Annotated in this window: 25 protein-coding genes; 6 read left to right on the top strand and 19 right to left on the bottom strand. The window is 44.1% G+C overall.

What is annotated here, in order from left to right:
• Window positions 1-91: 91 nt before the first annotated feature.
• Window positions 92-328, top strand: coding sequence for a glutaredoxin family protein (locus AB4180_RS19120; protein WP_012604109.1), 237 nt, complete (start codon window positions 92-94; stop codon window positions 326-328).
• Between the two features lie 88 nt (window positions 329-416).
• Here the strand turns inward: AB4180_RS19120 and AB4180_RS19115 are convergent, their stop codons facing one another.
• Entirely contained in the window at window positions 417-1,289 is an 873-nt protein-coding gene (locus tag AB4180_RS19115; protein WP_102248845.1) for a LysR family transcriptional regulator, read from the bottom strand.
• 110 nt (window positions 1,290-1,399) lie between these two features.
• Here AB4180_RS19115 and AB4180_RS19110 point away from each other — a divergent pair, with 110 nt between their 5' ends.
• Both AB4180_RS19110 and AB4180_RS19105 read left to right on the top strand, forming a co-directional pair.
• A complete protein-coding gene (locus AB4180_RS19110) occupies window positions 1,400-2,599 on the top strand; it encodes an MFS transporter (RefSeq protein WP_102248844.1) in 1,200 nt (399 codons plus the stop codon).
• Window positions 2,600-2,684: 85 nt separating this feature from the next.
• On the top strand, window positions 2,685-3,251 hold the full coding sequence (locus tag AB4180_RS19105) for a DUF1415 domain-containing protein (RefSeq protein ID WP_102248843.1): 567 nt from the start codon (window positions 2,685-2,687) through the stop codon (window positions 3,249-3,251).
• Between the two features lie 28 nt (window positions 3,252-3,279).
• On the opposite strand, the gene AB4180_RS19100 is transcribed toward AB4180_RS19105, so the two are convergent.
• Complete coding sequence (locus AB4180_RS19100) at window positions 3,280-4,350, bottom strand: diguanylate cyclase domain-containing protein (protein WP_009846921.1); 1,071 nt, start codon at window positions 4,348-4,350, stop codon at window positions 3,280-3,282.
• A 213-nt stretch (window positions 4,351-4,563) separates the two neighbouring features.
• Between AB4180_RS19100 and AB4180_RS19095 the strand changes: the two genes are divergently transcribed.
• On the top strand, window positions 4,564-5,139 hold the full coding sequence (locus AB4180_RS19095) for a nucleoside triphosphate pyrophosphohydrolase family protein (RefSeq protein ID WP_076671730.1): 576 nt from the start codon (window positions 4,564-4,566) through the stop codon (window positions 5,137-5,139).
• Between the two features lie 136 nt (window positions 5,140-5,275).
• On the opposite strand, the gene AB4180_RS19090 is transcribed toward AB4180_RS19095, so the two are convergent.
• From AB4180_RS19090 to AB4180_RS19010, 17 genes are all read right to left on the bottom strand, one after another.
• Window positions 5,276-5,764: a GNAT family N-acetyltransferase gene (locus tag AB4180_RS19090; protein ID WP_017068284.1), complete on the bottom strand. Its 489-nt coding sequence runs from the start codon at window positions 5,762-5,764 to the stop codon at window positions 5,276-5,278.
• Between the two features lie 287 nt (window positions 5,765-6,051).
• The gene (locus tag AB4180_RS19085; protein WP_004734908.1) at window positions 6,052-6,231 is read right to left on the bottom strand and encodes a hypothetical protein; all 180 of its coding nucleotides are present in this window, start codon (window positions 6,229-6,231) and stop codon (window positions 6,052-6,054) included.
• Between the two features lie 223 nt (window positions 6,232-6,454).
• Entirely contained in the window at window positions 6,455-6,556 is a 102-nt protein-coding gene (gene cydX, locus AB4180_RS19080) for a cytochrome bd-I oxidase subunit CydX (RefSeq protein WP_004734907.1), read from the bottom strand.
• Window positions 6,557-6,566: 10 nt separating this feature from the next.
• A complete protein-coding gene (gene cydB / locus AB4180_RS19075) occupies window positions 6,567-7,703 on the bottom strand; it encodes a cytochrome d ubiquinol oxidase subunit II (RefSeq protein WP_102248842.1) in 1,137 nt (378 codons plus the stop codon).
• A gap of 12 nt (window positions 7,704-7,715) precedes the next feature.
• On the bottom strand, window positions 7,716-9,305 hold the full coding sequence (locus tag AB4180_RS19070) for a cytochrome ubiquinol oxidase subunit I (RefSeq protein WP_102248841.1): 1,590 nt from the start codon (window positions 9,303-9,305) through the stop codon (window positions 7,716-7,718).
• Window positions 9,306-9,480: 175 nt separating this feature from the next.
• Entirely contained in the window at window positions 9,481-10,899 is a 1,419-nt protein-coding gene (locus tag AB4180_RS19065) for a PLP-dependent aminotransferase family protein (RefSeq protein WP_198592233.1), read from the bottom strand.
• 217 nt (window positions 10,900-11,116) lie between these two features.
• A complete protein-coding gene (locus AB4180_RS19060) occupies window positions 11,117-12,571 on the bottom strand; it encodes a lytic polysaccharide monooxygenase (RefSeq protein WP_102248839.1) in 1,455 nt (484 codons plus the stop codon).
• Window positions 12,572-13,096: 525 nt separating this feature from the next.
• On the bottom strand, window positions 13,097-13,456 hold the full coding sequence (locus tag AB4180_RS19055; protein ID WP_017096953.1) for a DUF6559 family protein: 360 nt from the start codon (window positions 13,454-13,456) through the stop codon (window positions 13,097-13,099).
• Between the two features lie 29 nt (window positions 13,457-13,485).
• On the bottom strand, window positions 13,486-14,244 hold the full coding sequence (btuD, locus tag AB4180_RS19050) for a vitamin B12 ABC transporter ATP-binding protein BtuD (protein ID WP_017096954.1): 759 nt from the start codon (window positions 14,242-14,244) through the stop codon (window positions 13,486-13,488).
• Window positions 14,231-15,226 carry a vitamin B12 ABC transporter permease BtuC gene (btuC, locus tag AB4180_RS19045; RefSeq protein WP_004734896.1) on the bottom strand — a complete coding sequence of 332 codons (996 nt, stop codon included), beginning with the start codon at window positions 15,224-15,226 and terminating at the stop codon, window positions 14,231-14,233. Before btuC ends, btuD begins: the two co-directional genes overlap by 14 nt.
• Before the next feature lie 133 nt (window positions 15,227-15,359).
• A complete protein-coding gene (locus AB4180_RS19040; RefSeq protein ID WP_017102184.1) occupies window positions 15,360-16,388 on the bottom strand; it encodes a succinylglutamate desuccinylase in 1,029 nt (342 codons plus the stop codon).
• A 268-nt stretch (window positions 16,389-16,656) separates the two neighbouring features.
• The gene (locus tag AB4180_RS19035; RefSeq protein ID WP_076645836.1) at window positions 16,657-18,453 is read right to left on the bottom strand and encodes a M3 family oligoendopeptidase; all 1,797 of its coding nucleotides are present in this window, start codon (window positions 18,451-18,453) and stop codon (window positions 16,657-16,659) included.
• Between the two features lie 139 nt (window positions 18,454-18,592).
• Window positions 18,593-19,210, bottom strand: a complete 618-nt coding sequence (gene cobC / locus AB4180_RS19030) for an alpha-ribazole phosphatase family protein (protein ID WP_102248838.1) — start codon at window positions 19,208-19,210, stop codon at window positions 18,593-18,595.
• A gap of 9 nt (window positions 19,211-19,219) precedes the next feature.
• Window positions 19,220-19,831, bottom strand: a complete 612-nt coding sequence (gene cobU / locus AB4180_RS19025) for a bifunctional adenosylcobinamide kinase/adenosylcobinamide-phosphate guanylyltransferase (protein ID WP_102248837.1) — start codon at window positions 19,829-19,831, stop codon at window positions 19,220-19,222.
• Between the two features lie 9 nt (window positions 19,832-19,840).
• Window positions 19,841-20,647: an adenosylcobinamide-GDP ribazoletransferase gene (locus tag AB4180_RS19020; protein ID WP_102248836.1), complete on the bottom strand. Its 807-nt coding sequence runs from the start codon at window positions 20,645-20,647 to the stop codon at window positions 19,841-19,843.
• Entirely contained in the window at window positions 20,647-21,693 is a 1,047-nt protein-coding gene (gene cobT, locus AB4180_RS19015) for a nicotinate-nucleotide--dimethylbenzimidazole phosphoribosyltransferase (RefSeq protein ID WP_102248835.1), read from the bottom strand. The genes AB4180_RS19020 and cobT overlap by 1 nt, the downstream gene beginning before the upstream one ends.
• 73 nt (window positions 21,694-21,766) lie before the next feature.
• The gene (locus AB4180_RS19010; RefSeq protein WP_102248834.1) at window positions 21,767-22,378 is read right to left on the bottom strand and encodes a flavin reductase family protein; all 612 of its coding nucleotides are present in this window, start codon (window positions 22,376-22,378) and stop codon (window positions 21,767-21,769) included.
• A gap of 665 nt (window positions 22,379-23,043) precedes the next feature.
• Between AB4180_RS19010 and AB4180_RS19005 the strand changes: the two genes are divergently transcribed.
• A complete protein-coding gene (locus AB4180_RS19005) occupies window positions 23,044-23,739 on the top strand; it encodes an NAD-dependent epimerase/dehydratase family protein (RefSeq protein ID WP_102248833.1) in 696 nt (231 codons plus the stop codon).
• Between the two features lie 185 nt (window positions 23,740-23,924).
• Window positions 23,925-25,298 carry an L-cystine transporter gene (locus AB4180_RS19000; protein WP_009846939.1) on the top strand — a complete coding sequence of 458 codons (1,374 nt, stop codon included), beginning with the start codon at window positions 23,925-23,927 and terminating at the stop codon, window positions 25,296-25,298.
• The last annotated feature ends 77 nt before the right edge of the window (window positions 25,299-25,375 follow it).

Genomic DNA, 25,375 nt, shown 5'->3' with positions numbered 1-25,375 from the left:
AGTGTAACTGATCACACTTTTCTAATCACCTAGGATTCGTTACACTTTAGCGAGATTCACCAAGAGCTAGACTCAAAAAGAGATTATAAAAATGAAACGTGTTGTATTGTACGTCGCAGACAAATGCCCGCACTGTAAAGATGCACAGCGCTATTTGGATTCAAAGAAAATTGTTTACCGCCTAACGAATGCAAAGATGCAGCGTGGTCGTAAAGAGTTGCAAGCGATGGGAGCTCGCTCTATCCCCGTACTTAAAATCGGCGACCAGGTGATGGTCGGCTGGAATCAGAAAAACTTCGATAAGATGTATAACTCAAAGAGTACCTAAGTGCTCTAAGCCAGTAATACTTCTATATAATAAAGCCCGAATGTCCAATCTAGGATACTCGGGCTTTGTTGTTCTATACCATTCTAAATCACACGTAGCGCTTAACGAAATCAATAAAGGTTCGGTCTGCCTTCGACAAGTACCCTTCCTTTCTCCAAGCCATAGATAGATTGAGTTTTACAGGATCTTTAAATGGCACCCCCACAACGTCTTCTTCGTATTCTGTGACCAAACTCAGCAGCGCAGTAATGGCAAACTCTCGTTTTACTATAGAAAGAATCATTGGCAATAAGTTGGTTTCGAAGGCGATGGTCATATCGAGATTGTATTTTTTACAGGTCGCATCAATGAAATCACGGTGGAAATAACCCGACTTGAACATAATCAGTTCTTGAGCGAAAAACTCTTCAAAGGTAATGAATGGTTGTGACGCTAATGGGTGTTCTTTACCAACAACAGCTAGCATCTCAGAACTCAACAAGTGATCGGTTTCGAGATCATCTGGGACATTTTCATGATTGATAACCCCGATATCCAGTTCGCCGTTTAACAGCATTTCACGAATCGAAGCGGTACCAGCATCTATAAGCGTCAGTTTTAGGTTTGGGTATTGGCTTTTAAAGGCCATCACCACCTGTGGGAAAAAGTAGCTCCCCATCATACTTGGAGCGCCTAATCGAACCTCGCCTTTTTCTAGTCCCTTTAGCTCATTCATTGCGAGTTGAGCATCATCAAACTGCTGGGCGACTCGCTTTGCATGCTCAAACAGTACCTTTCCCTCTTCCGTTAAGGTGACGGATTTATCTCCTCGACGAAATAGAATCAACTCAAGCGTCTGTTCTAGTTTTTTAATGGAGATACTCAATGCAGGCTGTGCGATATGCAGCGCTTTTGCAGCCTGGGTAAAATTACCAAACTGAGCAACGGCCAGAAAATGTCGAAGAGGTTTTGATTCAAGCATGGCGATATATTTAATATATAGAGGTGATATTTTTAATATATTTCTTTAATCACACTTGTACTGATAACTTGTTCACAAATAGCTTACTTACTCGCGCAGGCACAACGTAAATGTTTGATAAAGGCAGTCCTCAATACAAACGCATCACCCAATCATTGGCGATTGGTTCATTTATCATTTTCTGTAACCTTTACCTCTTTCAGCCTATCTTGCCGCACATGGCGGAGCACTTCCAAGTATCTGAAACTCAGATCAACTGGCTGTTTGCCGCGACAACACTTGGGCTTTCCATCAGCTTGGTGCCTTGGGCAATCGCTTCTGAAACCTTTGGTCGAAAACCTATTATCCTATTCAGTCTGTTCGCTATTCCTTTGATTGGATTGAGCATGGTGTTCACAACCACTCTACTGCAACTTGTTATTGCCAGAGCATTAATGGGAATCGCAGTCGCTGCTTTTGCAGGCGTGGCGGTTGCCTATATGGTCGAAGAGTTATCACCCAAAGCATTTGCAGTCGCGATCGGTGGTTATATTGCAGCCAACTCATTGGGTGGAATTTTCGGACGTGTATTGGGTGGCTTGATTACGGATTATTTTGACTGGCACGCAACGGTTTTGTTTTTCGTGGTCGGCTCCTTAATCGGCGCTCTCTATATTGCGTATAGTCTGCCTGACCAACAAAACTTCAAACCTCAAAAAGGGTTGTTCTTTCATCATAACCGCTCGGTTGTGATGCACTTAAGAAACCGTACCTTGTGGCTCGCGATGTTGATTGGTGGCGCTAACTTCGCGCTATTCGTTAACCTGTATTCAGTAATGGGCTTTAGGTTGGTATCCGAACCTCACTCAGTGCCTGTGGGCTTAGCTTCACTGATATTCCTATGTTACTTGGCCGGTACGGTAAGCTCTAAGCTCTCCAACAAATGGACACTTCGCTTTGACCCGTTAAACGGTATATTGATGGGCGTGTGTATTAGCTTAATCGGAATGTTGGTTTCTGCCGTCGACAAAGTCCCATTCATGTTAGCTGGGTTGTTATTGATCAGTGGCGGAGCTTTTTTCGCCCATACCCTAGCCTATTCTTGGGTAAGTCAAAAAGCATCGAGCGCGAAAGCGACAGCAACCGCACTTTACTTAGTTCACTATTACATAGGCGGGAGCTTAGGTGGTTTCTTACTCTTATATTGCTGGCAGTTGTTCGGTTGGAATGGTGTTATCGCCGGTGGGTCTATCTTTTATGTCGCGATATTTGCATGGGTCTACCAGTTAAAACAACTTCAAGTGTCAGCCTCTAAACTCGCACAAGCATAAGTACGACCGAGGTTGTAACTCAATTATTGCTTTTGATTAACGTCCGTTCTGATATCCTACGCAAAATTTCATTTCGGAACCTGTTATGTCGAACACTCAAAGCTCAGATCTTCAAACCATCCATGACCAAGTAAAACAGTGGTTAGACGATGTCGTTATTGGCCTAAACCTGTGTCCATTCGCAGCCAAGCCGCAACGCAATAAACAGATTAAGATCTTTGTGAGTGAAGCAAATACGGAAGAAGCGTTGTTGGGAGACATCATGACGCATTTCGTAGAGTTAGATAACACGCCAGTCCCAGAATTAGAGACGACGTTGGTGGTTGTGCCTAACATGCTGCAAGATTTCTTCGACTACAACATGTTCATTGATTGGATTGAGGCCTTGATCAAACAAGAAGATTGGGAAGGCGTTTATCAAGTGGCAACCTTCCACCCAGACTATTGCTTTGGTGGTGCGGATCCAGAAGACGATGAAAATCTTACTAACCGCTCTCCGTATCCGGTTTACCATTTGATTCGTGAATCGAGTATGGAAAAAGTGTTGAAGCACTACCCCAACCCTGAAGCGATTCCTGATACCAACATCGCGAGAGTTGAATCTTTAACGCCGGAAGAACGTCGTCAACTGTTCCCTTACCTGTTCAGTTAATCGTTCAGTTAATCGCTAACAAGATGGCTCATATTCCTGAGCGTTCTTGATGATATGGACGAGAAATGAACTGATCTCGTCCATTTTGTTTCGCAATGTACAGGCATTCATCGGCAACTTTGATGAGCTTATCTAACGCCGACATCCTTTCCCCTTTGGTATCCCCTGTACTCAACTCAAAATGACACGCACCGATTGATATAGTGACTGGCTTTCTATCAAGCGTGATTTTCTTCATCTCTTGTAAAAGAGTCATGAACTTATCTTCAACACAACTTGGTGTTTTATTTGGGTACCAAAGAATGAACTCCTCGCCACCAAAGCGCGCCACAAACTCACCCTCTTGAGTGTTATGGCTCAGCACGTTCGCCACTTTCTTTAAGACAACATCACCCATTTGGTGGCCATAAGTGTCATTGACCTGTTTAAAGAAATCGATGTCGACAACGGCCAAGGTTCCCTTTCCTAAGGATCCTTTTAACTGCTCCACTTCTGCATTCAACGTTTTGAACAAGCAACGTCTATTTGGCAAATGGGTCAGAGGATCATACAGAGCTTGGTACTCTAACTTCTCATTCAGCTCTTTGAGTTTTCGTTCTTGCTGTCTTCTAACCAGTTCCACTTCGATCCATGAGGCCATTAACCTCATAACGTCGATATCGAACTCTTTGAATTCACGATGATAAGGAGCCGGGCTTGAAAAATTTAAGGTGCCATAAAGCTCATCATTAACGAAAATCGGGATGCCAATATAAGACTCTAAACCAAAAGACTGGTAAGCGGGATGCGTCGCATACTTATCGTGTTTGCCACAATGCTCTATGCAGATAGGACCAATCGATTTACAGGTAATTTCGCAATAGGTTGAACGATAATCGAAGATATCGCCACTATTGAGCTCAACCCCTTCAGGTGTGACAGAGTGTTCAACTAAGTAAGTATTACCCTCGACTTTAGATAAAATACCGATATCAAGGTTGAAGCGTTCAAGCCCCATGATAAGCAGCTGAGCGATCTGAATATCGAAGCCCTTCCGGTAATCATTGGTGATTTGATACAAGCGACGTATAACAATTTCGCTTTCACTGGCTTGGTTCATAAATGGAGTCCCACTGCAGCCGAAGTTAATGGCAACATTAATATTTGGTATATTAAGAAGAGTAAAGTGTAAAAAAACATAATAATCAATTGGTTTGTATGCAAAATACCTCATTGGTCCAATGAATAAAAGTCGACTTCTTCGACTTTGCGTTAGCACCCTATTCCTAGCTTTGGTAAAATAATCCATTAACGAAACAGAATGGATAGGAAAATGAACCTTTCTCAACTAAGCCAAGAAATCTACGATCACCTTTACCGCGACATTGAAGAGTTCCGCAGTACTTTTGATCTGCCTGTTGCTGCTCCTGAAACAATGGACGAAAAAGGCGATACGCTACATACCTCTCTAGCGATCGAAGAACTAACAGAACTTGCAGAAGCTGATTCTAAAATCGAACAAGCGGACGCTATCGTAGACAGCGTTTATGTTTTGATGGGACGTTTAGTTCACCTTGGCCAAGCTAAGGTAGAAGACAACCTAGCAATCAGCTACCTGATCGACCTACTGTTGAATGTTTCTAAAAACCGCTCAATCGACTTTCTGCCTTGTTGGGACGAAGTACACTCAAGCAACATGAGTAAAGTGTGCCGTAACGAAACAGAATACGCAGAAACTGAAGCTTTCTATGCTGAGCAGAACATCAAACTGATGGCTGTTCAAAAAGGTGAATACATCATCGCTAAGTGTGCGGAAGATTTCGTATCGGAAGGCAAGACAGTTCGCCAAGGTAAAGTACTAAAATCAGTACATTACCGCCCTGCGAACCTTGAGTCTCTAACGGCTTAAGTAAGGCTACAACTGAAGCACTTTAAAGCCGCAGTTGACTGAAATCGAAAACGCCACGTTATTTTAACGTGGCGTTTTATTATCTATTAGAAAGCTCTAGCTGTGGTAATTGGAGCCTTGTATTAGAAGCAGAACACTATACCAGTCGTGCCATGTGATAAGCCGCCACATATTCGCCATTTCTGAAAGCGAACCCTGCGGACTCTCCTTCAATCACGAAACCGAACTTCTTATACAGGCTGATCGCTCTTTCATTATCGGTGTATACCGTTAACTCCATTCGCTTGATGTTAATCCAGTTATCACACAAGTCGATCGCGGTCGCGAGCAGTTGACTACCGACACCTTTGCCTAATACATCGTCTTTAACACCCATACCGAATGAAGCAACATGACGCCTTCTCGGGTTTACACACACTTCCATTCCCAAATTACCAACAATCTCATCGTCGATCATCGCGACATACGAGTACACGTTGTCGGGCATATTTGAGATTCGTTTCTGCCAGCTTTCCAGAGATGGATTTGGGAGTTGCAGCGTACCGGTATAAGCATTAGTGCATTCGTAAACTTCTTTGATTCCCTTTGCATCTGACGGTTCAGACCGTCTCACTATAATACTCATCGCAACTCCTACTATTTTCATCACTAAATATGAAACACATCCTTGATGTGCACCTAGACACACTATCAAATAGTAAATATTTAACAATAGGTTAGATGAAATTGTTTCAAATTAAGGAATTAGCAAGTGGAGGGAAACAGTATTTTGACGAAGGCGTATTAATAATATGGTTTAACTTGTAGTGGCTAACGGAAAGTTTCCGATGGAGAGAGTAAATACTAGGTTATTATGTTGATGTGATATGGACACAAAGGTATGTGCCCATATTGTTTAACTAGCTCTCTTGATTAGTCACGTTCACATTGAACTTGCATGACTTTAAGGTCCGTAGCATTGAGCTTCTTAGCTAACGCTGCGCCTTCTTCATTACATTGCTCAAGAGTCGTAAATTGGGTGTTAACTTCCATTTCTGCTGTGCTGTCAGCGCCACCCATCATTAGACTTAGAATCAGTGTGAGTTCGTACATAAAATAATCCTCTTTCGAGCTTTAAAAGCGTCCATTCGAATAAGATAAAGTGACTAGAATCCGCCCTAATTCACTTGTTTCGTTTGAGATAATTCTAGTCATTCGCTCGAATCGAGTCTTACCATTTTGTGCCACTAACTAATAAAGCAGCATAGCCATGATTTAAAGGTATAAAAAAGACCAGAGCATCATGCTTCTGGTCTTTTTATGAATCAAACGTCAATCAGAACTCAGTTTCTGAGTCACTTTTCTCTAGGCTGATGACATTCAAAACTGCAAATGCAGAGGCTAGGAATAAGCCTAATATCCAAACAAAATACCACATGAGAAACTCCTTAATACAGTGAATTGCCGTTGCGTTCGACATACTCGTTATCGAGTCGTCCAAACATGGTGCGATAACTAAAAGCGGTGTAACAAAGGATGATTGGCAACATCACAAATGCTACGCCTGTCATGATGTTCAAGGTCAGTTCGCTTGATGTCGAGTCCCAAAGGGTTAAGCTATGACTTGGATTAACACTCGACGGGATAATGAACGGGAACATCGAGAAAACCGCCGTTAAGATGATGCAAGCGTTAGTCAGGCTTGAACTAATAAAAGCAATCGCATCCCATTTCAACCTTGCGCCAATCAAAGCCAGCAATGGAATGGTCACGCTGCCGATCGGTGCAAACCACATCCAAGGGTACGTATCGAAGTTGGTTAACCAAGCGCCTGTTTGTGTGATGACTTCTTTGTTCAAAGGATTCGAAGCCGAGCTATGATCCATCGCACTGACTACCAGATAACCATCAATGTGGCTTATTGTTAAACCACCTAGCACCATGAGACTCACCACAAGTATCGCACTCACCTGAGCAACCAATCTTACCTTGTTGTATAGCGCATCTGTCGTTTTCATCATCAGCCAAGCACTGCCTTGCAACAACGCCATCAATAAACCAACGAAGCCACACAACAGAGCAAACGGATTAAGCAAATCAACAAACGATCCGTGGTACTCAACCATGATTAAACTATTGAGCGAGAATGGAAGCCCTTGCATCAAGTTGCCAAACGCGACACCAAATAAAATCGGCGGAAAAAAGCCTGAAAACGAAATCGCTAAATCACACACTTTTCGCCATTGGTCGTTATCTATCTTGGCTCGGTACTCAAGTGCAAGAGGACGCAGCCACAATGAGATAAGAGCCAAGTACATCGCAACATATAAGCTTGAAAACGATGTCGCATACACTAACGGCCAAGCCGCAAACAAAGCTCCACCTGCGGTAATTAACCACACCTGGTTGCCGTCCCAATGGGGTGCAATGGAGTTAATCATCACTCGTCTTTCAGAGTTGGTTTTACCGATAAACGGTAACAACGCTCCTACTCCCATATCAAAGCCATCGGTGATCATAAAACCAATCAGCAACACACCGATTAGCACCCACCAAATTAAACGCAATGTGTCATATTCGAACATGAGTCAGTCACCTTATTGTTGAACTTGTTGTGCCAATTTGGCTTCAAGTGATGTTGTTGTTGTTTGTTCATAGTGATAACGCCCCGTTTTCAAACTGCTTGGGCCTTTTTTAGCGACGGTAATCATCAAGTAACTTTCAACAATGATGAAGACCGCATAGAGGCCAATAATTAGCGCGAGAGACGTAAGTAAGTTTTCAACGGTTTGCGAAGAAGCCGCGACCGCAACAGGGAGAATTTCACCGACCGCCCATGGTTGACGACCATACTCTGCAACAAACCAACCAGCTTCGATTGCCACCCAAGGTAATGGAATTGACCAAAGTGCCGCCTTCAATAACCAAGGCTTTTGCGTAATATTTTTACGGTAGGTTTGAAGGAAGGCTGCACCAAAGACAAACAACATAATGAAGCCACAGCCCACCATAATTCGGAATGACCAGAAAAGAGGCCAGACCGTTGGAATGGAATCATCTGCTGCTTGTTGGATTTGCTGTTCAGTCGCATCGGTCACGGTGTCGGTGTAACGCTTAAGCAATAAGCCGTAGCCAAGGTCGTGCTTGGTTTGATCAAAGGCTTGTTCCGTCTCATAAGAGGTGTCGCCAGCTCGTAAACGCTCTAGCAATTCATAAGCAATAATACCGTTTCGAATGCGGACGAGGTGTTGATCACGCAAGTCATGAAGCCCTGTCACTTGCTCGTCCAAAGATCGCGTTGCAATAATCCCCATCACATAGGGAATTTTCACAGCAAAGTCGGTTTTGCCTTCTTCTTGATTTGGTAATCCAAACAAGGTAAACGCCGCAGGTGCCGGTTCGGTGTGCCATTCAGCTTCAATCGCTGCGAGTTTTACTTTTTGGACGTCACCCAGTTCATAGCCCGACTCATCACCTAATACGATCACCGATATGATAGAAGCAATGCCGAACGAAGCTGCGACAGCAAACGAACGTTTTGCAAAAGCAACGTCACGACCTTTAAGCAAGTAGTATGAACTCACGCCAAGGATAAACACCGCACCGCAGGTATAAGCCGAAGCGACTGTGTGTAAGAACTTAACTTGAGCAACTGGGTTGAGCACCACTTCGGCAAAGCTAGTCATTTCCATACGCATGGTTTGGTAATTAAACTCCGATCCAATCGGGTTTTGCATCCAACCGTTAGCAACCAGAATCCATAATGCAGAAAAGCTTGAGCCCAACGCCACCAGCCAAGTCACCATAAGGTGTTGGCGTTTGGACAGCCTTTCCCAACCGAAAAAGAACAGTCCAACAAAGGTGGATTCTAGGAAGAATGCAACAAGGGCTTCGATAGCAAGAGGAGCACCGAAAATATCGCCGACATAGTGAGAATAATAAGACCAGTTGGTGCCGAACTGGAACTCCATGGTTAATCCGGTCGTGACACCTAATGCGAAGTTAATACCAAAAAGTTTGCCCCAAAAGCGAGTCATGTCCTGATAGATTTGCTTACCGGTAAGCACATAGATCGACTCCATGATCGCCAATAAGCAAGACATACCAATAGTTAACGGGACAAAGAGAAAGTGAAACATAGCGGTTAGCGCAAACTGTAAACGCGACAATTCAACTACATCAAACATTTAAGCTCAAAACATCATAATGATGGATTTCATATTAAGAATTGGAGCGTATTTCAGCACAGTTTGAACAAACCAAACTAGAACAGATTGAATGTTAAAAAACAGAACAGGTTGAATTATCCGACGAGTGACAAGCTAGATTTCAAGTAAACATAGTCGAGGATCGACTAACGACTTAGGCTTGTGATTCCATGGTCTGAATCAAACTACCTAGTGTACGAATGGCTTCTGCTATTTTGTCGTCACAAGCGTACGAACAATTGAGACGAATATGATGAGAGAACTTTTTGTCGCTGCTGAGTATAATTCCCGGCGCAACAGAGATGTTGTGTTCAAGTGCTTGCTCATAAAGCTTCTCAACACAAACAGAATGAGGCAACTCTATCCAAAGGAAGTAACCACCTTGGCTTTTATGCACCATCGCACTTGAAGGTAAGCTAGATTCTAACAATGCAATATGCGCCTTCTTCCTTTCATTCAAAAGCTTGCGAAGTTTTTTAAGATGGTTGTCATAACTATAAAACGTCAGGTAATGAGACAGTCCAAGTTGGATAGGAATACTGCTTGAGAGCGTCGAAAGGTGCTGCAATCTCTGAATCTTTAACGCTTGTTTCCTTGCAACTACCCAACCGATTCGAAAGCCGGGCGACAATGATTTGGAAAACGAACCGCACAGCATGATTTGCTCGCCGGTGTCATAGGCTTTAGCAGGCAATGAGCTTTGGTTGCCGACATGAAGTTCTCGATACACATCGTCTTCGATCATCGGGATCTTATGGTCATTCACTAACTCGGCGAGTCGCTGCTTGTTGTTATCACTCATCGAATAGCCAACAGGGTTTTGCGATTCTGTCATGAACCAACATGCTTTGATGTCCATTGAAGCGAACACCGACTCCAATACATCTAAATCGATACCGGTTTCAGGATCGGTCGGGATCTCAACAGCGGTAAGATTAAGCCTTTCAATGGTCTGTAACACACCGTAAAACGCAGGGTACTCTATCGCGACTAAGTCACCCGGTTCGGTACAGGATTGCAGGCATAAGTTAAGTGCTTCCATTGCCCCAGATGTGATCACAATATCGTCGGGCAATACATCTAGCCCACCAGTTTGATAACGTTGAGCGATTTGCCTGCGAAGTGTTTCACTGCCCGGAGGAAGATTAGTAAGCATGCTGTTATCGGGCATTTGGCGACTGGCATTGGCTAAACTGCGCGACAACGCTTGATGCGGAAACAAGGCAGGGTCTGGAAATGCCGAGCTGAGTGGAATGATGCTAGGGTCTTTGGCTCGTTGAAGCACATCGTAAAGCAGGTCACTGATTTTAACGGGATACGGCTTGATGGCTTTTTGTTGCGTGTGTTCTGAGGTGAATACATTTCTACGCGGTAACACGAAATAACCAGACTTAGGCTTTGAGCGCACATAGCCTTGGTCTTCAAGTTGTTGATAGGCCTGAAGTACCGTCTCGATACTGAGTTTGTAGCGCTTACACGCGTCTCTTATTGATGGGATCTTCTCACCACTAAGCCAGATGTTTTGTTCTATCTGATTCTTGATTGTATTGGCGAGTATCTGAGATTTTTTCATCAAAAAGTCTTTTCTATCTAATGTGTAAAATATTACTAAACCGTGAATATTCGAAGTACTCAGACATTCAGGTATAACAAAGCCCTACCCTAAACCCAATTACCTTCACGGTCGACTTGTTTATCTCTCCCATAAGAAAAGACACCACACTCATCAATCGAGTGTGGTGCCTTAATTACTGAGCTGCTTAGCTACTTAGTTTAGATTAACTAGCCGACTAGTTAGCTGGACGCCACACGCCCCATTGATCATTTTCGTAGGTCGCTTTAGGGTTTGTACCACCTTGAACCCACCATTGTGCTTTCCACGACAGGTTTGAATACATCACAACTTCACCGCCTAGGTAAGTCGCTGATGAATCCCATGTGCCTGGGTCAGGAGTCGGATCAGGATCCGGCGTTGGATCTGGGTCTGGTGTTACACCACCGTCATCAGCAATTACTTCAAAAGTGAAGGTTTCAACACTTTCGCTTTCAATCGAGCTAGCCATAAACGATAGAGTTTCGTTTGCAGTGATGCCAGTGGTATCAACTACGATAGAAGCCGTGCCGTTATTTTGAATGCTTACTGAAGAGCCTTGAGTTTGAGTCAATGTCGCCACTTCGCTTGTTGCAATCACAACTTTGTCGCCAGCATTCACTACGTTGTCACTCTTCACTAGCTCGTAGATGTCGCCTTTTAATGGTTCAACACCACCGTCGCCACCATCAATCAGCGTTAACTGACCAGAAGCACGGCTATCTTTTGAGTTAAAGAAGTTACGTGAAGGATCGTTTTGGAAGTACATGTAGTGCTGCATTTCAGTGTGCCAATCACCAATGAAGATCGCGCCATCTTTAAACTCTTCGTGCCAGCCGTTAATCTCTGAAGCCAACAAGCGAGCCCAATCGTTAACGTTTGAAGCGTCGATAACGATGTCGAAGCTACGCGCGACTTCACCGTACTTGTTGATGATGTCGTACTTAACCGTATCACCAATTTCTGGCGTACCAAACTGGTCAGAAACAAACAGGTCGCCACGGACTAGATCAGGTTGAGGACCCGGCTCTGGTGGAGGAGTTGTTCCCCCCGCGATAGTGATGTCTGAACAGTTGTAGAAACCTTCACCCGCGGCATCGTCACGTTGCCAACGTACGTATAAGATTGCGTCGCCAGAGCGGTCTGAAGGAATCGTTACGTTGATACGGTATTTGCCACCACTTACAGGAACATTCCCAACTTCTTGGATAAGATCTAAATCACCCCACGCTAGGCCTTTGCTCAGGTCGGCGTTTGGTTTTGTTAGATAGAACTCCCAGAATGACGGGTTGTGTGGTGCAGTCGCGTTGAATACATATTCAAATTTACCAGTGCTTAGCTCGGTGCGAGTCCAACCAGTATGAGGAGCACCCATGCCACGTTTTTGCGAATCATTGGCATAACACAAAGTGCCGTCTGGAATCGCAGCTTTCACAGCATTGATATTGTTGAAATCTTGGATATTTTTCGCATACTCGTTGCGTTGAACGAAAGGATATGATCCTGAAATCTCTTTTGCTTGAGCACACGCCGCATTTGGTGGCGTACCAGACCAAACTCCGCCTTGTTCATAACACGTATTCTGACGTGCACTTGGAAATTCAGACCAACCATGAGCGTTTGCTACTGATGGTACGCTGGATAGCATAGCCATCCCCACTGCTATTTTTAGAATATTATTATTTGCTGTTTTCACTTTCCCACTCTCTATTATTTTACCCCGTATGCAATATTGATTGGATATTTACTAATCAAGATTGCAGTTCGAGGGTTTATAGTTTCTGACTTAAAGAACACGGAAAATATATACGTCATAACTATCAATAAAAGTGGGATTTATTTTGAAAGGAATCAGAGTCACACAACTCAAAGAAATGTGTTAGAGATAGATGATATTGCTTCGAATTATCGATTTTTACCGACACGAATTACGCATTCCCTAAGAAAATAGTTCACTAGGAAGGTATTTTTTTAGGGAATCAATTGGAGTGAAACGCTCGCATAAATAATGATATTGAGTGCTTTTGATCATCATCAAAACGTTGTTGAGACTGTTGCAAAGTCGCTAAGTGACTAAGCTATTAAGCTATTAAGCTATTAAGCTATTAAGCTATTAAGCTATTAAGCGTATACGTTTATAAATCGCTAAACCACTAAACGTTAGTTTGAAAGAGCTAAACTAATAGCGGCTATGCATACCAAAGCGATTCGACATATCATCGTCCATACGACCGCCCTTCCAACCGCCACCGCCCAACAAATTAAGTACATCACGCGCGTTATATTCCTCACCACCGAAGAAGTCGTTAGACACATCATTACGCAGCAATTGAATGGCTGGAGCAATTTCAGCAGCAAGGTCTTGTGGATCAGCAAACAATGCTAAGGCAACCAGTTGTTGGCGCTTACTCAATTCACATGAACTCGTTTCTACTTGCCCAATAGAGAAAAAATCACTGCTTCCGTACGCTTTCACCAACTTTGCAGAAAGTGATTTGATTACTTTCTTGATTCGTCGTCGTTGAATATATCTAAACATAGAGATTGCCTTGTATTGATGAGCCTAAATTAACCAAACAATAGGTAAGTTTGATTGTCGACCGAGATGCTTTTTACTTGCGTGTTAAATACGGATTCTAGCTGTTCAGGCACAAGCACTTGCTCTGCACTGCCTGATGCTTGTAGTACGCCCTTTTCGAGCAGCAGTACTTGGTCGGCATGCCTCAAGGTTCGGTTCAGGTCGTGGTTAGCCATAATAACCGCAATGCCCTTCTCAGCCACTCGTTCGATAAGCTTATACAGCAACGCTTCTTGAGCAATATCTAACGGCGCTGCAGGTTCGTCTAGGATCAGGAGCTTTGCATAAGGGTTAAGCGTCGGCCAAATTTGCAGGCACATTCCCGCCAAACGAACGCGTTGCCATTCACCACCAGACAGTGTCTGAATTGAACGATGAAGTTTATCTGTGATGTCCAACATCTGGCTTATCTCTTCCAAAGCCGTGTTGATTTCAGTATCAAGGCCATGTGATGAACTTGGCAGTGATAACGCAAGGTATTGGAACACTTCCAAGTTGAAGGCGGGTCTTGCACTTTGACAAAGATAAGCGCGATGCAATGATAAATCTTGTAGTGATAATACTGACAAGTCTTGACCGTCGAGCTTTATATCACCTTTGTAGCCATCACCAACGCCAGATATCGCTTCTAATAAGGTACTTTTCCCACTGCCATTAGGACCGATGACATGAGTCACCTGCCCTTGCTTGAGCTCAAATGATAGTGGTAATAAACGAGCGCCAACGCTCAGGCTCTTAATTTGAATCATGATTTTTAATTAACATCCAAATGAAGATTGGTGCACCGATACTGGTGGTCATCACACCCAAGGGTAATTCTGCAGAATCGAGTAATGTACGTGCGCAAATATCAGCAAACACCAGTAACGCGGCACCTGCAACGGCAGACAAAGGAAGAAGGTATCGGTTGTCGGTACCAATCGCTAAACGGAGTAAGTGTGGCACCACCAAACCCACAAAGCTGATCACGCCACCTAACGCTACTGCGCAGCCGACTAAAATAGACACAGCGAAGATTAGACGCCAACGTAATCTCGGAACGTTCACGCCTAACTGCGCAGCATGGGTCTCGCCAATCATGAGTTTGTCTAGCTTGCTACCTTGCAGGCACAGCCAGATAATCACGGGGATCATTACTAAGGTGAGCGAGTGTTGGTACCAAGTGACGCCACCTAAGCTGCCCATCAGCCAATACATCAATAAGCGTAGGCTGAGGTCATCACTAAAATAGAACGCCCACGTCACCATCGCGCCAGAAAGAATGCCTAACGCAACACCCACCAGCAATAACTTGGCCGTAGTCAGTCGCATCGTTTTAACCATGCTCACTAGAATCACGGTAAAACAGAGTGACCCTAAAACGGCGGCAATCATGAACAGTTCTGGTGTAGGAGCAAACGGTAAGAAGAACAGCACGATCACCATCGCTAAGCTTGCACCACCAGAAATGCCGAGCACACCGGGCTCTGCTAATACGTTACCCAATAAGACTTGTAAGCTTGCGCCAGATACGGCTAACCCTGCCCCGATAGCAATAGCCGCCAATAGTCGAGGTAAGCGTAAATCAATCAGTAGTTTTTGTTCTAACGTGGACAAGGTGCCCAGAGGGGAAATGAAAAGATCGCCAACCATTAGGTAAATCGCACTCAGCGCGACAAGCAGTGCTGCCATCAGATAAATGGCTCGGGTCCATTTGCGCTGTTTTTGGTGAAGAAGTTGTTGGAAATCCATATCAAGCTACTTTGAAATTGTTCGCGTAACCTTACCTGTATCCCCAAATAAACTCAAGGCTCACACCGTAATGTGAACCTTGATATTTCAACCAGTTGAGCGGTTGTTTTCGTCGTTTAAACCCGAGTCGGTATTAATCGTACACAAGCTGACCGTGGTCGAATCGTGTTTCAACTTCGCACACCATTAAGGCCGCTCGTTGACCGATAGCAACGTTGCGATTTGGGAACACAACTGCTTCGTTTTCATTCTTCGCCATCAATGGCTTATCACCATCATGACCAAACACTTCACCGTGCTTGAACGCCGTAAAGTTTTCAACGGCATCAGAGAACATGAAATCAAAATCATCATGCAAACGAACAATGGTTCGGCTTACGCGATAAGTAATGGTTTTCTTTGGCAAATGCTCTGGTTCTATTTCAGCAATCAAATTGCGCATTGCCAAATCGAAAGCAGTTAACTTATCAAGCTGGTTCTCACCAATTCTTGCTACCTGCCCTAGCTCCATTGTCAGTGCTTGGGCTTCAAAGTTTTCAGCGCTGTACCAACTGAAAGTACTCGTTGGCGCATTGGATAACAACACCGCTTCAACGTGAGCACTGTTAATGAAATCGAACAAGGCTTTACTGCGAACTTCGTGTCGAACCTTAGGGCTTACGGCGAAAGAGTAATGCTTAGACAAACGGATCGCACAGTGCAGATCTAAGTGCCAACGAGTGGCAGGCACCGTTTCCTTGTAAAACTCAGTAACCAAGTACTTAAGGTTCTTCGCGATGTCCACTTCTCGATTACTCTCGTACTGTTTTTCATCAAACAGACGGTTCATATTCACATCAAGAAAACGCGTATGCGCATTGGTCGCTTCTGGGTGAGCAATGATGAACAAACATCTTGCTGTCACGACTTGGAAGCCGGTTTCAATATCCTCAATGAGCTTATCAATCAGCTCCATTGGTGAAGTTTCGTCGCCATGAACACCTGTTGAAAAGATGATGTTCTTGGTCTCAGAATTATACTCTGCGGGAATCACTTCCAATACACCGCGTTGATGAAGCTTAATTTGAACACCGTTACTCAGTACGGTCTGTCCTGCAACCACTTCTTGCTCAAGATCTAGGCTGTCAAAAAGAAATGATTGGCGAAAGAGGGTCTTCGTCATGCGCTACTCCTTAATTGCACGGCCGTATGTTAATAAATTGTACATAGAAATTGTGTTGCTAGGATCGCACTTATCAATAGAAACTCCGTTATCACTCACAAATACTACCCATATATTTTTGTATTACCTGCTGACTATACTAACCGACATCTATTCCAAATAATTTTACCTATTTAGAACAACTTTTGGTTATCTCTGTTTATATCAGCAAGATAAGAGCCACGTAAGCTAACACAGCTCTTACCTACCATGAACAGATTGAGATCAATTAATCTTCCTGATCGAGCAATCTTTCAAATTCATCGATTTGAACTTTGACCATGTCGATGCTTTGTTGCCAAAAGTCAGCTTGAGTCAGGTCCATTCCCAAGTGTTTTTGAACGACTTCTTCCGCCATCATGCTGCCCGTATCACGAAGCAAGGAAACGTAATCACCGTAGAATTGTTCGCCCTTAGCATCGCGCTGAGCGTAAACACCTTTACTGAACAGGTAACCGAACAGGTATGGGTAGTTGTAGAAGCTCACTTGAGAGATGCTGAAGTGCAGTTTGCTCGCCCAGAAGTAAGGGTCGGCTTCTGTCATTGCATCGCCGTACCACTCTTTCCAAGTCGTTTCCATCAAGTCACACAGCTGCTGAGCCGTTAGCTCGCCTTTTTCACGCTGCTCGTAGAAGGCTTTTTCAAACTCAAAACGAACGGGAATGTTCACCATTAATGCCAATGAAGAAGAAAGCTCTTCCCACAGCATTTCAAGTTTCTCATTACGTGTTTGTGCTTGTTTTAACAAATGGTCTCGAACGATGTTCTCTGCAAAAATCGAAGCGGTTTCTGCTAGCGTCATTGGGTAGCGTGTTTGACACAACGGCATGTCTTTCATCACCCAGTTGTGGAACGCGTGGCCTAGCTCGTGCGCTAATGTCATTAAGTCTGAGCGGCTACCACTCCATGTCATGAACACAAGCGGGGTGCGTGTCGCAGCAAATTTAGTGCAGTACGCACCTAAACGTTTATTGGCAGCTGGAGCGGCATCAATCCAACCGTTCTCAACCATTAATGCGACGAAATCAGCCATCTCTGGATTTACTTCAGCGAAGGCGGTTTTGATCACTTCGATCGCTTCATCAAATGGATAAACCTTAGATTCGCTGTCACCCAGCGGTGGCATTGCTGCTAAATGGTTCCAAGGCTTCATTTCATCGAGCCCGTGAACTCTTGCCATTAACAGGCCTGCTTTCTGGCCTACTGCTCGATTAGCTTTGGCTACCGACATCATGGTGTCTAGCGTTTCTGGCACAATGCGGCTGCCGTGTAGGCTTGGATCTAGGAAGTGTACATCGCTAATCTTCGAGCGCTTTTTGTTTTCAGTCAGTCGCCAACCCGCCAATGCATTTAGGATCGAAGCAAAAGACTCTTGATGCGTTTTCATCGCGCCTTGAACGGCGCGCCATGCCGGTTCTTGTTTGTCGAATTCGCTACCGTACAACAGGCTCGCGGCTTGTGAAAAACCTAGAGCTTCGTCTTCACCGTCCAGCTTTAGCGACAGTTTTAAAGAACCGGTTAGGTTGTCGTATAAACGACCCCATCCGTCACGGCCATCAACCTTCATCGCCGCTAATAACTGCTCTTCAGCAACACTGAGTCGACTGCTTGATAACTTACGTGAGCTTTCGATAGCAAAGCGTTGCCCTGCAACATCCGCGCTCTCATGCTCTAATACTGCATCAATAAATTCTGGTTCTGCGTGAATTAGCGTGTCTTCGTAAGGGCTGAACGCTTGAGACATTTCAGAGTTCAGCTTCGCTACACGACCAAGTAGTGCTTTGGCTTCTGTGTGCGTCGCGTCTACCGATGCGTGGCAATTAGCGAAGGTGTTGATTGTGCTCAGTAACGTGCCTGCCGCTTCAGAAGTTTGAATGGCGTTTTGCATCGCTAGGATAATATGACGCTTTTCAACGTGTAGGTACAACAGCTCAATACATTGTTGAATGAGTTCAATGTCCTGTTCGATTTTTGCATCATTAAGATCGCGATAAGCAATGCTTAGATCCCAACTCGGTGTTGTCATGACTAAATTCCTTTCACGTAGGTAGTAATACCAATCTGGTATAGCGGCTGTAAACGCCGCTTTATACTTCTATTTATATTTCTGTTTCTATTTACAGATCTAATAGATCGTTAATTCTTAAACTGTGTTTTTTGAACACTCAGAGAACAGGTAGCCCTATCGATTTGACGCTGATAAAGCTCTGCGCAAACTGAGTGATTTGAATATGAGTTATCGATGCGTTTTCTATCGATAACTTCGAGTACAAACTCGGGTTTTTCCAATCAATATCAAGGCAGTGTGCTAACAATATACGAATCACACCACCATGAGTAACCAACAATATATTGTCACTTGGATCATTCAAAAGTTGCGACCAAGCTTGAGTTACTCTGTCGTGGAAGCCCTGTAAACTTTCTGCGCCAGTTAATTGATGATTAGCAGGATCTTGCCAAAAGGTTTCTAACATTCCCCACTTGTCTTTAAGTTCATCAAATGGGACACCATCTACTTCACCGAAGTTCATTTCCTGAAAGTCTGGTGCAACTGATAAAGGCACAGACATACGCTCTGCAAACAAGCTCGCGAGATCACCACATCGTCTGAGTGGCGAGGAAACCACACTATCAAAGGTAATGTCTTGTTTAGCGAGAGCTCCACAGATCTGATATTGAAGATCAGGGTTGACCAACACGTCTGACAATCCGTTAAGTGCTGCTTCGCCTTCGACCTTGCCATGTCTTAATAAATAGATGTTTTTAGTTGTTCCATTAACCATGTGTGCGACCTAGCCTTGAGTATCAAGCAAGTGATTAGATGGTTTTAAGCTCAGTGGTAATCCTGCTGCAACCAGCGTAACGCGTTCAACGACCCGAGCTAACGCTTGGTTCATGCGCCCTGCATTGTCTACAAATAAGCGCGACACTTTACCCAACGGCACCACACCTAAGCCAACTTCGTTAGAAACCATGATAATTTGCGCTGGGCTTTGCTCTACGCTTTTCACTAAAACTTCAACCACGGCCTCAACCTGTTCATTGGTCGCATCATCACCCAACTCAAAAATAATGTTGTTCAACCACAAAGTTAGGCAGTCAATCAACACCACATCGTTTTGACCAAAAGACAGCAGTTTTTCGGCTAATTCAACAGGGGCTTCATGCTCAATCCACAGCTCACCACGACGTTGTTTATGGTGCACAATTCTCTCACGCATTTCGTCGTCCAAATAAGTGGCCGTCGCAATATAGTTGAGGCGTCCATTTGAACATGCTTCAAGCGCACATAATGCCTGTTGTTCTGCAAAACTAGACTTACCAGAACGAGCTCCACCCAATACCAGATGGCTATTTCGCTGACTTACTTGATTAATTTGATTAGCTTGATTCGTGTTTGTCATAGGAACCTGTTATAGAAAACCATTGTAAAAAGCAGTAATGAACACAAGGTAAATCAGTAACTCCATCAACTGTTGAGCCGCACCCAAACAGTCGCCAGTAAAGCCACCAATTCGAGCCGTTAACCATTTTTTGAAACCTACTCTGAACAGATAGGCGAAGAAAGATAAAACCAAAGCGAGCTCAAGACCAAACCACAGGCTAGGCAACACACCTACAAACAATAAAAAGACAAGTTCACCTTTAGTTTGCTTGTTCGCCAATGGCTTACTTTTACTGGTATCTAAATCACTGACATAAGGCATATCAAAAATAAGTGATGCGGCAATCGCGCGGCTAAACGTATAACTGGTCACGATAGCCATAAACAAATTTGTCATATTCGCTAGTTCGTTTAATAGAACCCACTTGCCAAGCAGAGCCATAACCAGTGCAGACGCGCCATAAGTACCAATTCGACTGTCTTTCATGATGGTCAAACGACGTTCTAGAGTCATGCCGCCACCAATGCCATCCGCCATATCAGTCAAACCATCTTCATGGAATGCACCTGTGAGCATCAGGCTAAAACTCATCATCAAGAAAATCGCCACTGCACTCGGCAGTACCGTATCAAGTAGCAAAAACACACCGCCACATAGAACACCAAGTAACAAACCAACCGTTGAAAAGTAGCGACCAGAACGGTTCATTCGCTCCGATGAATAGGGCGTGTTCTTTGGCATTGGTAAACGAGAAAAGAAGCCCATCGCCAGCGCAAACAGCTCCCACTGGTAAGTGACTCGATCTCTCAACGATCTTTCTGGTACATCACTCATTAAACCGTGACTCCAGCACTCGCAAAACTCGCCATGTTGTTATAGAACTCTGCCGCCGCACGAATTATTGGCATAGCTAGCGCAGCACCTGTGCCCTCGCCCAATCTCAATCCAAGATCGAGCAGTGGCTCAGCGTCTAGCAGCTCTAATAGAATCTTGTGCCCCGACTCTTCAGAGCGATGAGCAAAGATCATGTAATCACGGCAACTCGGTTCAATTAGAGTCGCGACATACGCCGCAACCGACACGATAAAACCATCGACCAACACAGGGGTTCTGTTTTCGTAAGCGCCAAGGAAGCCACCCACCATTTGAACGATTTCATAGCCACCGACTTGTGCTAGTACCTCTTTAATATCTTTAACTTCTTTAAGATCCAAGCCTTTGCAGCGAGCTACACCTTGCTCAACCACCGCCACTTTACGTGCAAGCTGTTCATTGTTGATGCCAGTGCCTAGGCCGACACACTCATCCGCAGACCGATTCGATAATGCACTTAAGATCGCTGATGCGCTGCTGGTATTACCGATGCCCATTTCACCAAACATGATGATATTGGTGCCATTCGAAATGGTTCTAGATACAAGACCAGTTCCCAGTTCAATCCCACGTTCAACAGTTTCTAAACTCATTGCCGCTTCATTGGCAAAGTTATTGGTTCGCGTACCTAAGCGCTGAGAAATCAACATGTCGCTGTCAGATTCAACAGGCAACAAAATCCCAGTGTCCACGACTGTAATTTCGACGTTGTTTACCGCACAAAAGCAATTAATCGCTGCGCCACCGCTTAAGAAGTTCAACACCATCTGTTGCGTGACGGCACTTGGAGCAATACTCACACCTTCATCTGCTATGCCATGGTCGCCAGCAAAAATGATGATACGTGGCTTATTCAATTCGATGTGCTCAACCGCAGTTTCGTTGCCTTGGCTCTGAATCAATGCCAGTTGATGTGCGACTTTTTCTAGTAAGCCAAGCGCACCGAGTGGCTTGGTTTTTTGGTCAATTCGGTGTTGGATGTACTGCGAGTATTGGGTATCTAACATAAGTTTAGGAACACTTAAATTTAAGGTAATGGATTTCTAGGGCTGCGATTCTGCTTAAGCTAAATCGATAACACTATTTAGGGCGTGCAACAGAGAACACATTGGAAAGCGTCGCGTATTCACCGCCACCAAGTCGAGATAAAGGGTCCAATGCCATCGCATCAATCTTCAGACGTTCACTCTCTTTATCAATCACATTTTCGGAAATGTACACGGTTTCAACTTGAGCAAAGATAAGGCTTTGAGGCGCCTCTCCCACTTCTTTTACTTCGTACAAGGTGCAGCCAAAAGCGACCGCACACTCTTTCACTCTCGGTAAAGAAAACCCCTCAAATTCAACCAGCTCAATATTATTCGCGGTTACTTCAGAATCACCGTAATCGAGTGTAGTTGCTGTTGCTGTCATTGTTTCGGCAGAACTTGAAGAAGCAATGTGAATCACTAGCTTACCCGTTTCTAAGGCGTTACGAGTGGTATCTTTGATTTCGCCCGACGGCTTTTCCCCAACTGATAACATCAGTAGCGGCGGATTGCTGGAAACAGGCGTGAAATAAGAGAAAGGCGCTAGGTTGTACTCTTGGTCGGAAGATTCCGTTAATGCCCACGCTATCGGGCGAGGCACAACGGTTTGTGTCATCAGGTGATAAATCTGAGTGGGAGCAAGAGTATCAAGCTTGAGGTTCATAGCACGTCCTTGGTCTATGTGAATTACGACTCAGTTTACGTGTTAAGCAATGCTGTATCTATGCCTAATCAACAGAAACGGTAGAGAGTGTTCTTAATTTAAACAGATCACACCGGTATTTTCTCAAATTGACAGTCAAATTGACGAACCCGAAACACCTACAATATTGATAACAGATTTATCAATAACTTACATTTTGGCATCGTTTATGCTTTATCTAAAGTACTTGTTAATCTCTCCATTGATGAGTGCCCATACTGTGAATACCCACATCGCAGTTGCTTTAAAGGAAAACAATCGATTGAAAGACAAAACCAAACAATGATTTAGGAGGTGGAATGATTCCAAACTCAAGTAAAATAAAACCAAATAAATCGAGTAAGAAAACCAGTAAAAAGGTAAGGAAAATCCCACTCTCCTTCACCTAATAGCTATCGAAGCAATAAGACAACAAAGTAGCAAAGCAAATAACAAGCCCGTCGCCCAGCGGGCTTTGTTATCTTTAACACCTTAATTGAGGTTTACCTAGCTAAGCACATACCTTCCGTATAAAAGCCCATCATCAAACCCCATCTTCCTAACGCTCATTCATGAAACTTTTGTTCGCTTAAAATTCAAACACTGTTTATATTAAACAAGCACTTGTAGAGCGAGTAAGGAATAGAATGAGTATTAATGGAGATAAAACATCGGTTGTTATAGCTGGTGCGACAGGGCTAATTGGTCATCATGTCCTGAGACTGCTCATTAACGAGCCCGCTGTAGAACACATCTATGCTTTGTCACGAAGAGCATTAGGTGAAGAATTTCACTCCAACAAACTCGATACACTCATCCACAACGATCTACAAGTAACGAGTTGGGACGACACCAAAGCGACGCCCAACTTAGGCATTATCTGCTTAGGCACAACCAAGAAAAAAGCAGGTTCAAAAGAAGCGCTGCGAAAGATCGATGTAGAACTGGTTAGCCAAGTGGCACAGTCGATGAAATTCCTTGGAGTTCAACGTGTCGCAGTCGTTTCTAGCTATGGCGCTTCGCCAGACTCCTATTCACACTATCTGCGCTGTAAGGGACAAATGGAGCAAAACCTAAAACGTATTGGCTTCAAGCAGCTTTTGATCGCTCGTCCAGGCCCGCTGGTGGGTGAACGTGCCGAACCCAGAACTGATGAAAAGCTCCTACAAAGAGTCTTCCCTTTAATATCTCCGTTAATGTTTGGAAAATTCAAAAACCTACGCCCTATCCAATCGGAAGATGTAGCGAAAGCAATATTATTCCGATTGTTCGAAAATAATTTCCAAAGTATCGAAATCTACACCTCGACTGACATGCTTAATTTATTAGCGAAATATCATTAAAACGTCTATCTATTCACCACAATGTTGAATATCCATCCAACCCATTGGGTGGATATTACTAATCGTTCTAATAAATTACTTTTCCTTATTTTACGTTTTGTTACAGGTCGCTATTTTAGCTAACAGTATTTGCGCCCATATATCTAAGCGCCCTATCGATTCATGGTTATTCATAAGGAAAAACAATGTCATTTTCAGCTATCGCTGCCTTAGCGGTATTCACTGGTATCCTCTTTTTTCTCTACGGACAGCAGAAAAAAGAAAACACACTTTCTCGCCTCGTTTTACTCGGTTTAGTTTTCGGTAGTGCTTTTGGCCTTGGTCTTCAACTGCTATTTGGTGAAGGCAATCCTATTATCAAAGAGACGCTCGACTGGGTAAACATTGTGGGTCGTGGTTACGTTGGCCTACTAAAAATGGTCATCATGCCATTAGTGTTAGTTTCAATGATTGCGGCAGTAGTGAAGCTTGAGAAAGGCGGCTCACTAGGTAAGATTTCCGGCATCACCATTTCTGTGTTGCTAGCAACAACGGCAATTTCTGCGATTGTTGGTATTGTTGTAACACAAGCATTCGGCTTGTCGGCTGAAGGTTTAACTGAAGGCGCTCGTGAAACAGCACGTATCGCAACACTAGAAAGCCGCATCGGCAGCGTTTCAGATCTAACGATTCCACAAATGCTGGTTAGCTTTATTCCGACTAACCCATTTGCAGACCTAACAGGGGCTCGCTCTACTTCTATCATCGCGGTAGTTATCTTTGGCGTGCTAACGGGTATTGCTGCTCGTAAGGTGATGGCAGAGAAAGAAGAATTAGAATCTCCAATCCGTACGTTCGTTGAAGCGGCTCAATCTATCGTTATGCGCTTAGTTAAGATGATCATGGCACTAACGCCATACGGCATCGCAGCATTAATGGCGAAGGTAGTCGCAACGTCAAGTGCTTCTGACATCCTAAGCCTATTGGGCTTCATCGTTGCTTCTTACGTCGCTATTATCCTGATGTTCGTCGTTCACGGTGTGTTGGTTTCTTTTGTTGGTGTCAACCCGAAAGAGTACTTCCAAAAGATCTGGCCAGTACTGACGTTCGCTTTCACGTCTCGTAGCTCTGCAGCAACTATTCCCCTGAACGTTGAAGCTCAAATCACTAAGTTAAACGTACCACCAGCGATTGCTAACCTGTCTGCGTCTTTCGGTGCAACAATTGGTCAAAATGGTTGTGCGGGTATTTACCCTGCAATGCTTGCAGTTATGGTTGCGCCTACGGTTGGTATCGACCCAATGGACATTAACTTCATTCTGTCTCTGATTGCTATTATCACAGTGAGCTCATTTGGTATTGCCGGCGTTGGTGGCGGTGCAACTTTCGCTGCACTTATCGTACTACCCGCGATGGGTCTTCCTGTGACTATCGCAGCACTGCTTATCTCTATCGAGCCACTTATCGATATGGCACGTACTGCGCTTAACGTATCTGGTGCAATGACAGCTGGTACAATTACAAGCCGCCTATTGGCTAAAAAGGACAAGCAGCAAGATTTGGAACAAGCGAACGCTTAATGGGTTCGATTGATCCAATAACTTGAGTCTCGTTAAACAAAAACCGATGCACATGCGTTAATGCCGTTCACTTAAGA

It is taken from the genome of Vibrio sp. 10N.286.49.C3 (assembly GCF_041469545.1).
Taxonomy (GTDB): domain Bacteria; phylum Pseudomonadota; class Gammaproteobacteria; order Enterobacterales; family Vibrionaceae; genus Vibrio; species Vibrio tasmaniensis_A.
The sequence above is the reverse complement of the archived record's forward strand: the minus strand, read 5'-3'. Positions and strand labels throughout refer to the sequence as shown.

Coding starts and splice junctions, on each gene's coding strand:
- cobU (WP_102248837.1), bottom strand. CDS start 19,831: ATGACAAACACGAATCAAGCTAATCAAATTAATCAAGTAAGTCAGCGA.
- AB4180_RS19000 (WP_009846939.1), top strand. CDS start 23,925: ATGTCATTTTCAGCTATCGCTGCCTTAGCGGTATTCACTGGTATCCTC.
- btuC (WP_004734896.1), bottom strand. CDS start 15,226: ATGGATTTCCAACAACTTCTTCACCAAAAACAGCGCAAATGGACCCGA.
- AB4180_RS19100 (WP_009846921.1), bottom strand. CDS start 4,350: ATGAACCAAGCCAGTGAAAGCGAAATTGTTATACGTCGCTTGTATCAA.
- AB4180_RS19060 (WP_102248839.1), bottom strand. CDS start 12,571: ATGGCTATGCTATCCAGCGTACCATCAGTAGCAAACGCTCATGGTTGG.
- AB4180_RS19035 (WP_076645836.1), bottom strand. CDS start 18,453: ATGACAACACCGAGTTGGGATCTAAGCATTGCTTATCGCGATCTTAAT.
- btuD (WP_017096954.1), bottom strand. CDS start 14,244: ATGATTCAAATTAAGAGCCTGAGCGTTGGCGCTCGTTTATTACCACTA.
- AB4180_RS19110 (WP_102248844.1), top strand. CDS start 1,400: ATGTTTGATAAAGGCAGTCCTCAATACAAACGCATCACCCAATCATTG.
- AB4180_RS19115 (WP_102248845.1), bottom strand. CDS start 1,289: ATGCTTGAATCAAAACCTCTTCGACATTTTCTGGCCGTTGCTCAGTTT.
- AB4180_RS19070 (WP_102248841.1), bottom strand. CDS start 9,305: ATGTTTGATGTAGTTGAATTGTCGCGTTTACAGTTTGCGCTAACCGCT.
- cydX (WP_004734907.1), bottom strand. CDS start 6,556: ATGTGGTATTTTGTTTGGATATTAGGCTTATTCCTAGCCTCTGCATTT.
- AB4180_RS19055 (WP_017096953.1), bottom strand. CDS start 13,456: ATGTTTAGATATATTCAACGACGACGAATCAAGAAAGTAATCAAATCA.
- AB4180_RS19010 (WP_102248834.1), bottom strand. CDS start 22,378: ATGAACCTCAAGCTTGATACTCTTGCTCCCACTCAGATTTATCACCTG.
- AB4180_RS19005 (WP_102248833.1), top strand. CDS start 23,044: ATGAGTATTAATGGAGATAAAACATCGGTTGTTATAGCTGGTGCGACA.
- AB4180_RS19065 (WP_198592233.1), bottom strand. CDS start 10,899: ATGAAAAAATCTCAGATACTCGCCAATACAATCAAGAATCAGATAGAA.
- AB4180_RS19105 (WP_102248843.1), top strand. CDS start 2,685: ATGTCGAACACTCAAAGCTCAGATCTTCAAACCATCCATGACCAAGTA.
- AB4180_RS19090 (WP_017068284.1), bottom strand. CDS start 5,764: ATGAGTATTATAGTGAGACGGTCTGAACCGTCAGATGCAAAGGGAATC.
- AB4180_RS19095 (WP_076671730.1), top strand. CDS start 4,564: ATGAACCTTTCTCAACTAAGCCAAGAAATCTACGATCACCTTTACCGC.
- cobC (WP_102248838.1), bottom strand. CDS start 19,210: ATGGTTAATGGAACAACTAAAAACATCTATTTATTAAGACATGGCAAG.
- AB4180_RS19040 (WP_017102184.1), bottom strand. CDS start 16,388: ATGACGAAGACCCTCTTTCGCCAATCATTTCTTTTTGACAGCCTAGAT.
- cydB (WP_102248842.1), bottom strand. CDS start 7,703: ATGTTCGAATATGACACATTGCGTTTAATTTGGTGGGTGCTAATCGGT.
- AB4180_RS19085 (WP_004734908.1), bottom strand. CDS start 6,231: ATGTACGAACTCACACTGATTCTAAGTCTAATGATGGGTGGCGCTGAC.
- AB4180_RS19120 (WP_012604109.1), top strand. CDS start 92: ATGAAACGTGTTGTATTGTACGTCGCAGACAAATGCCCGCACTGTAAA.
- AB4180_RS19020 (WP_102248836.1), bottom strand. CDS start 20,647: ATGAGTGATGTACCAGAAAGATCGTTGAGAGATCGAGTCACTTACCAG.
- cobT (WP_102248835.1), bottom strand. CDS start 21,693: ATGTTAGATACCCAATACTCGCAGTACATCCAACACCGAATTGACCAA.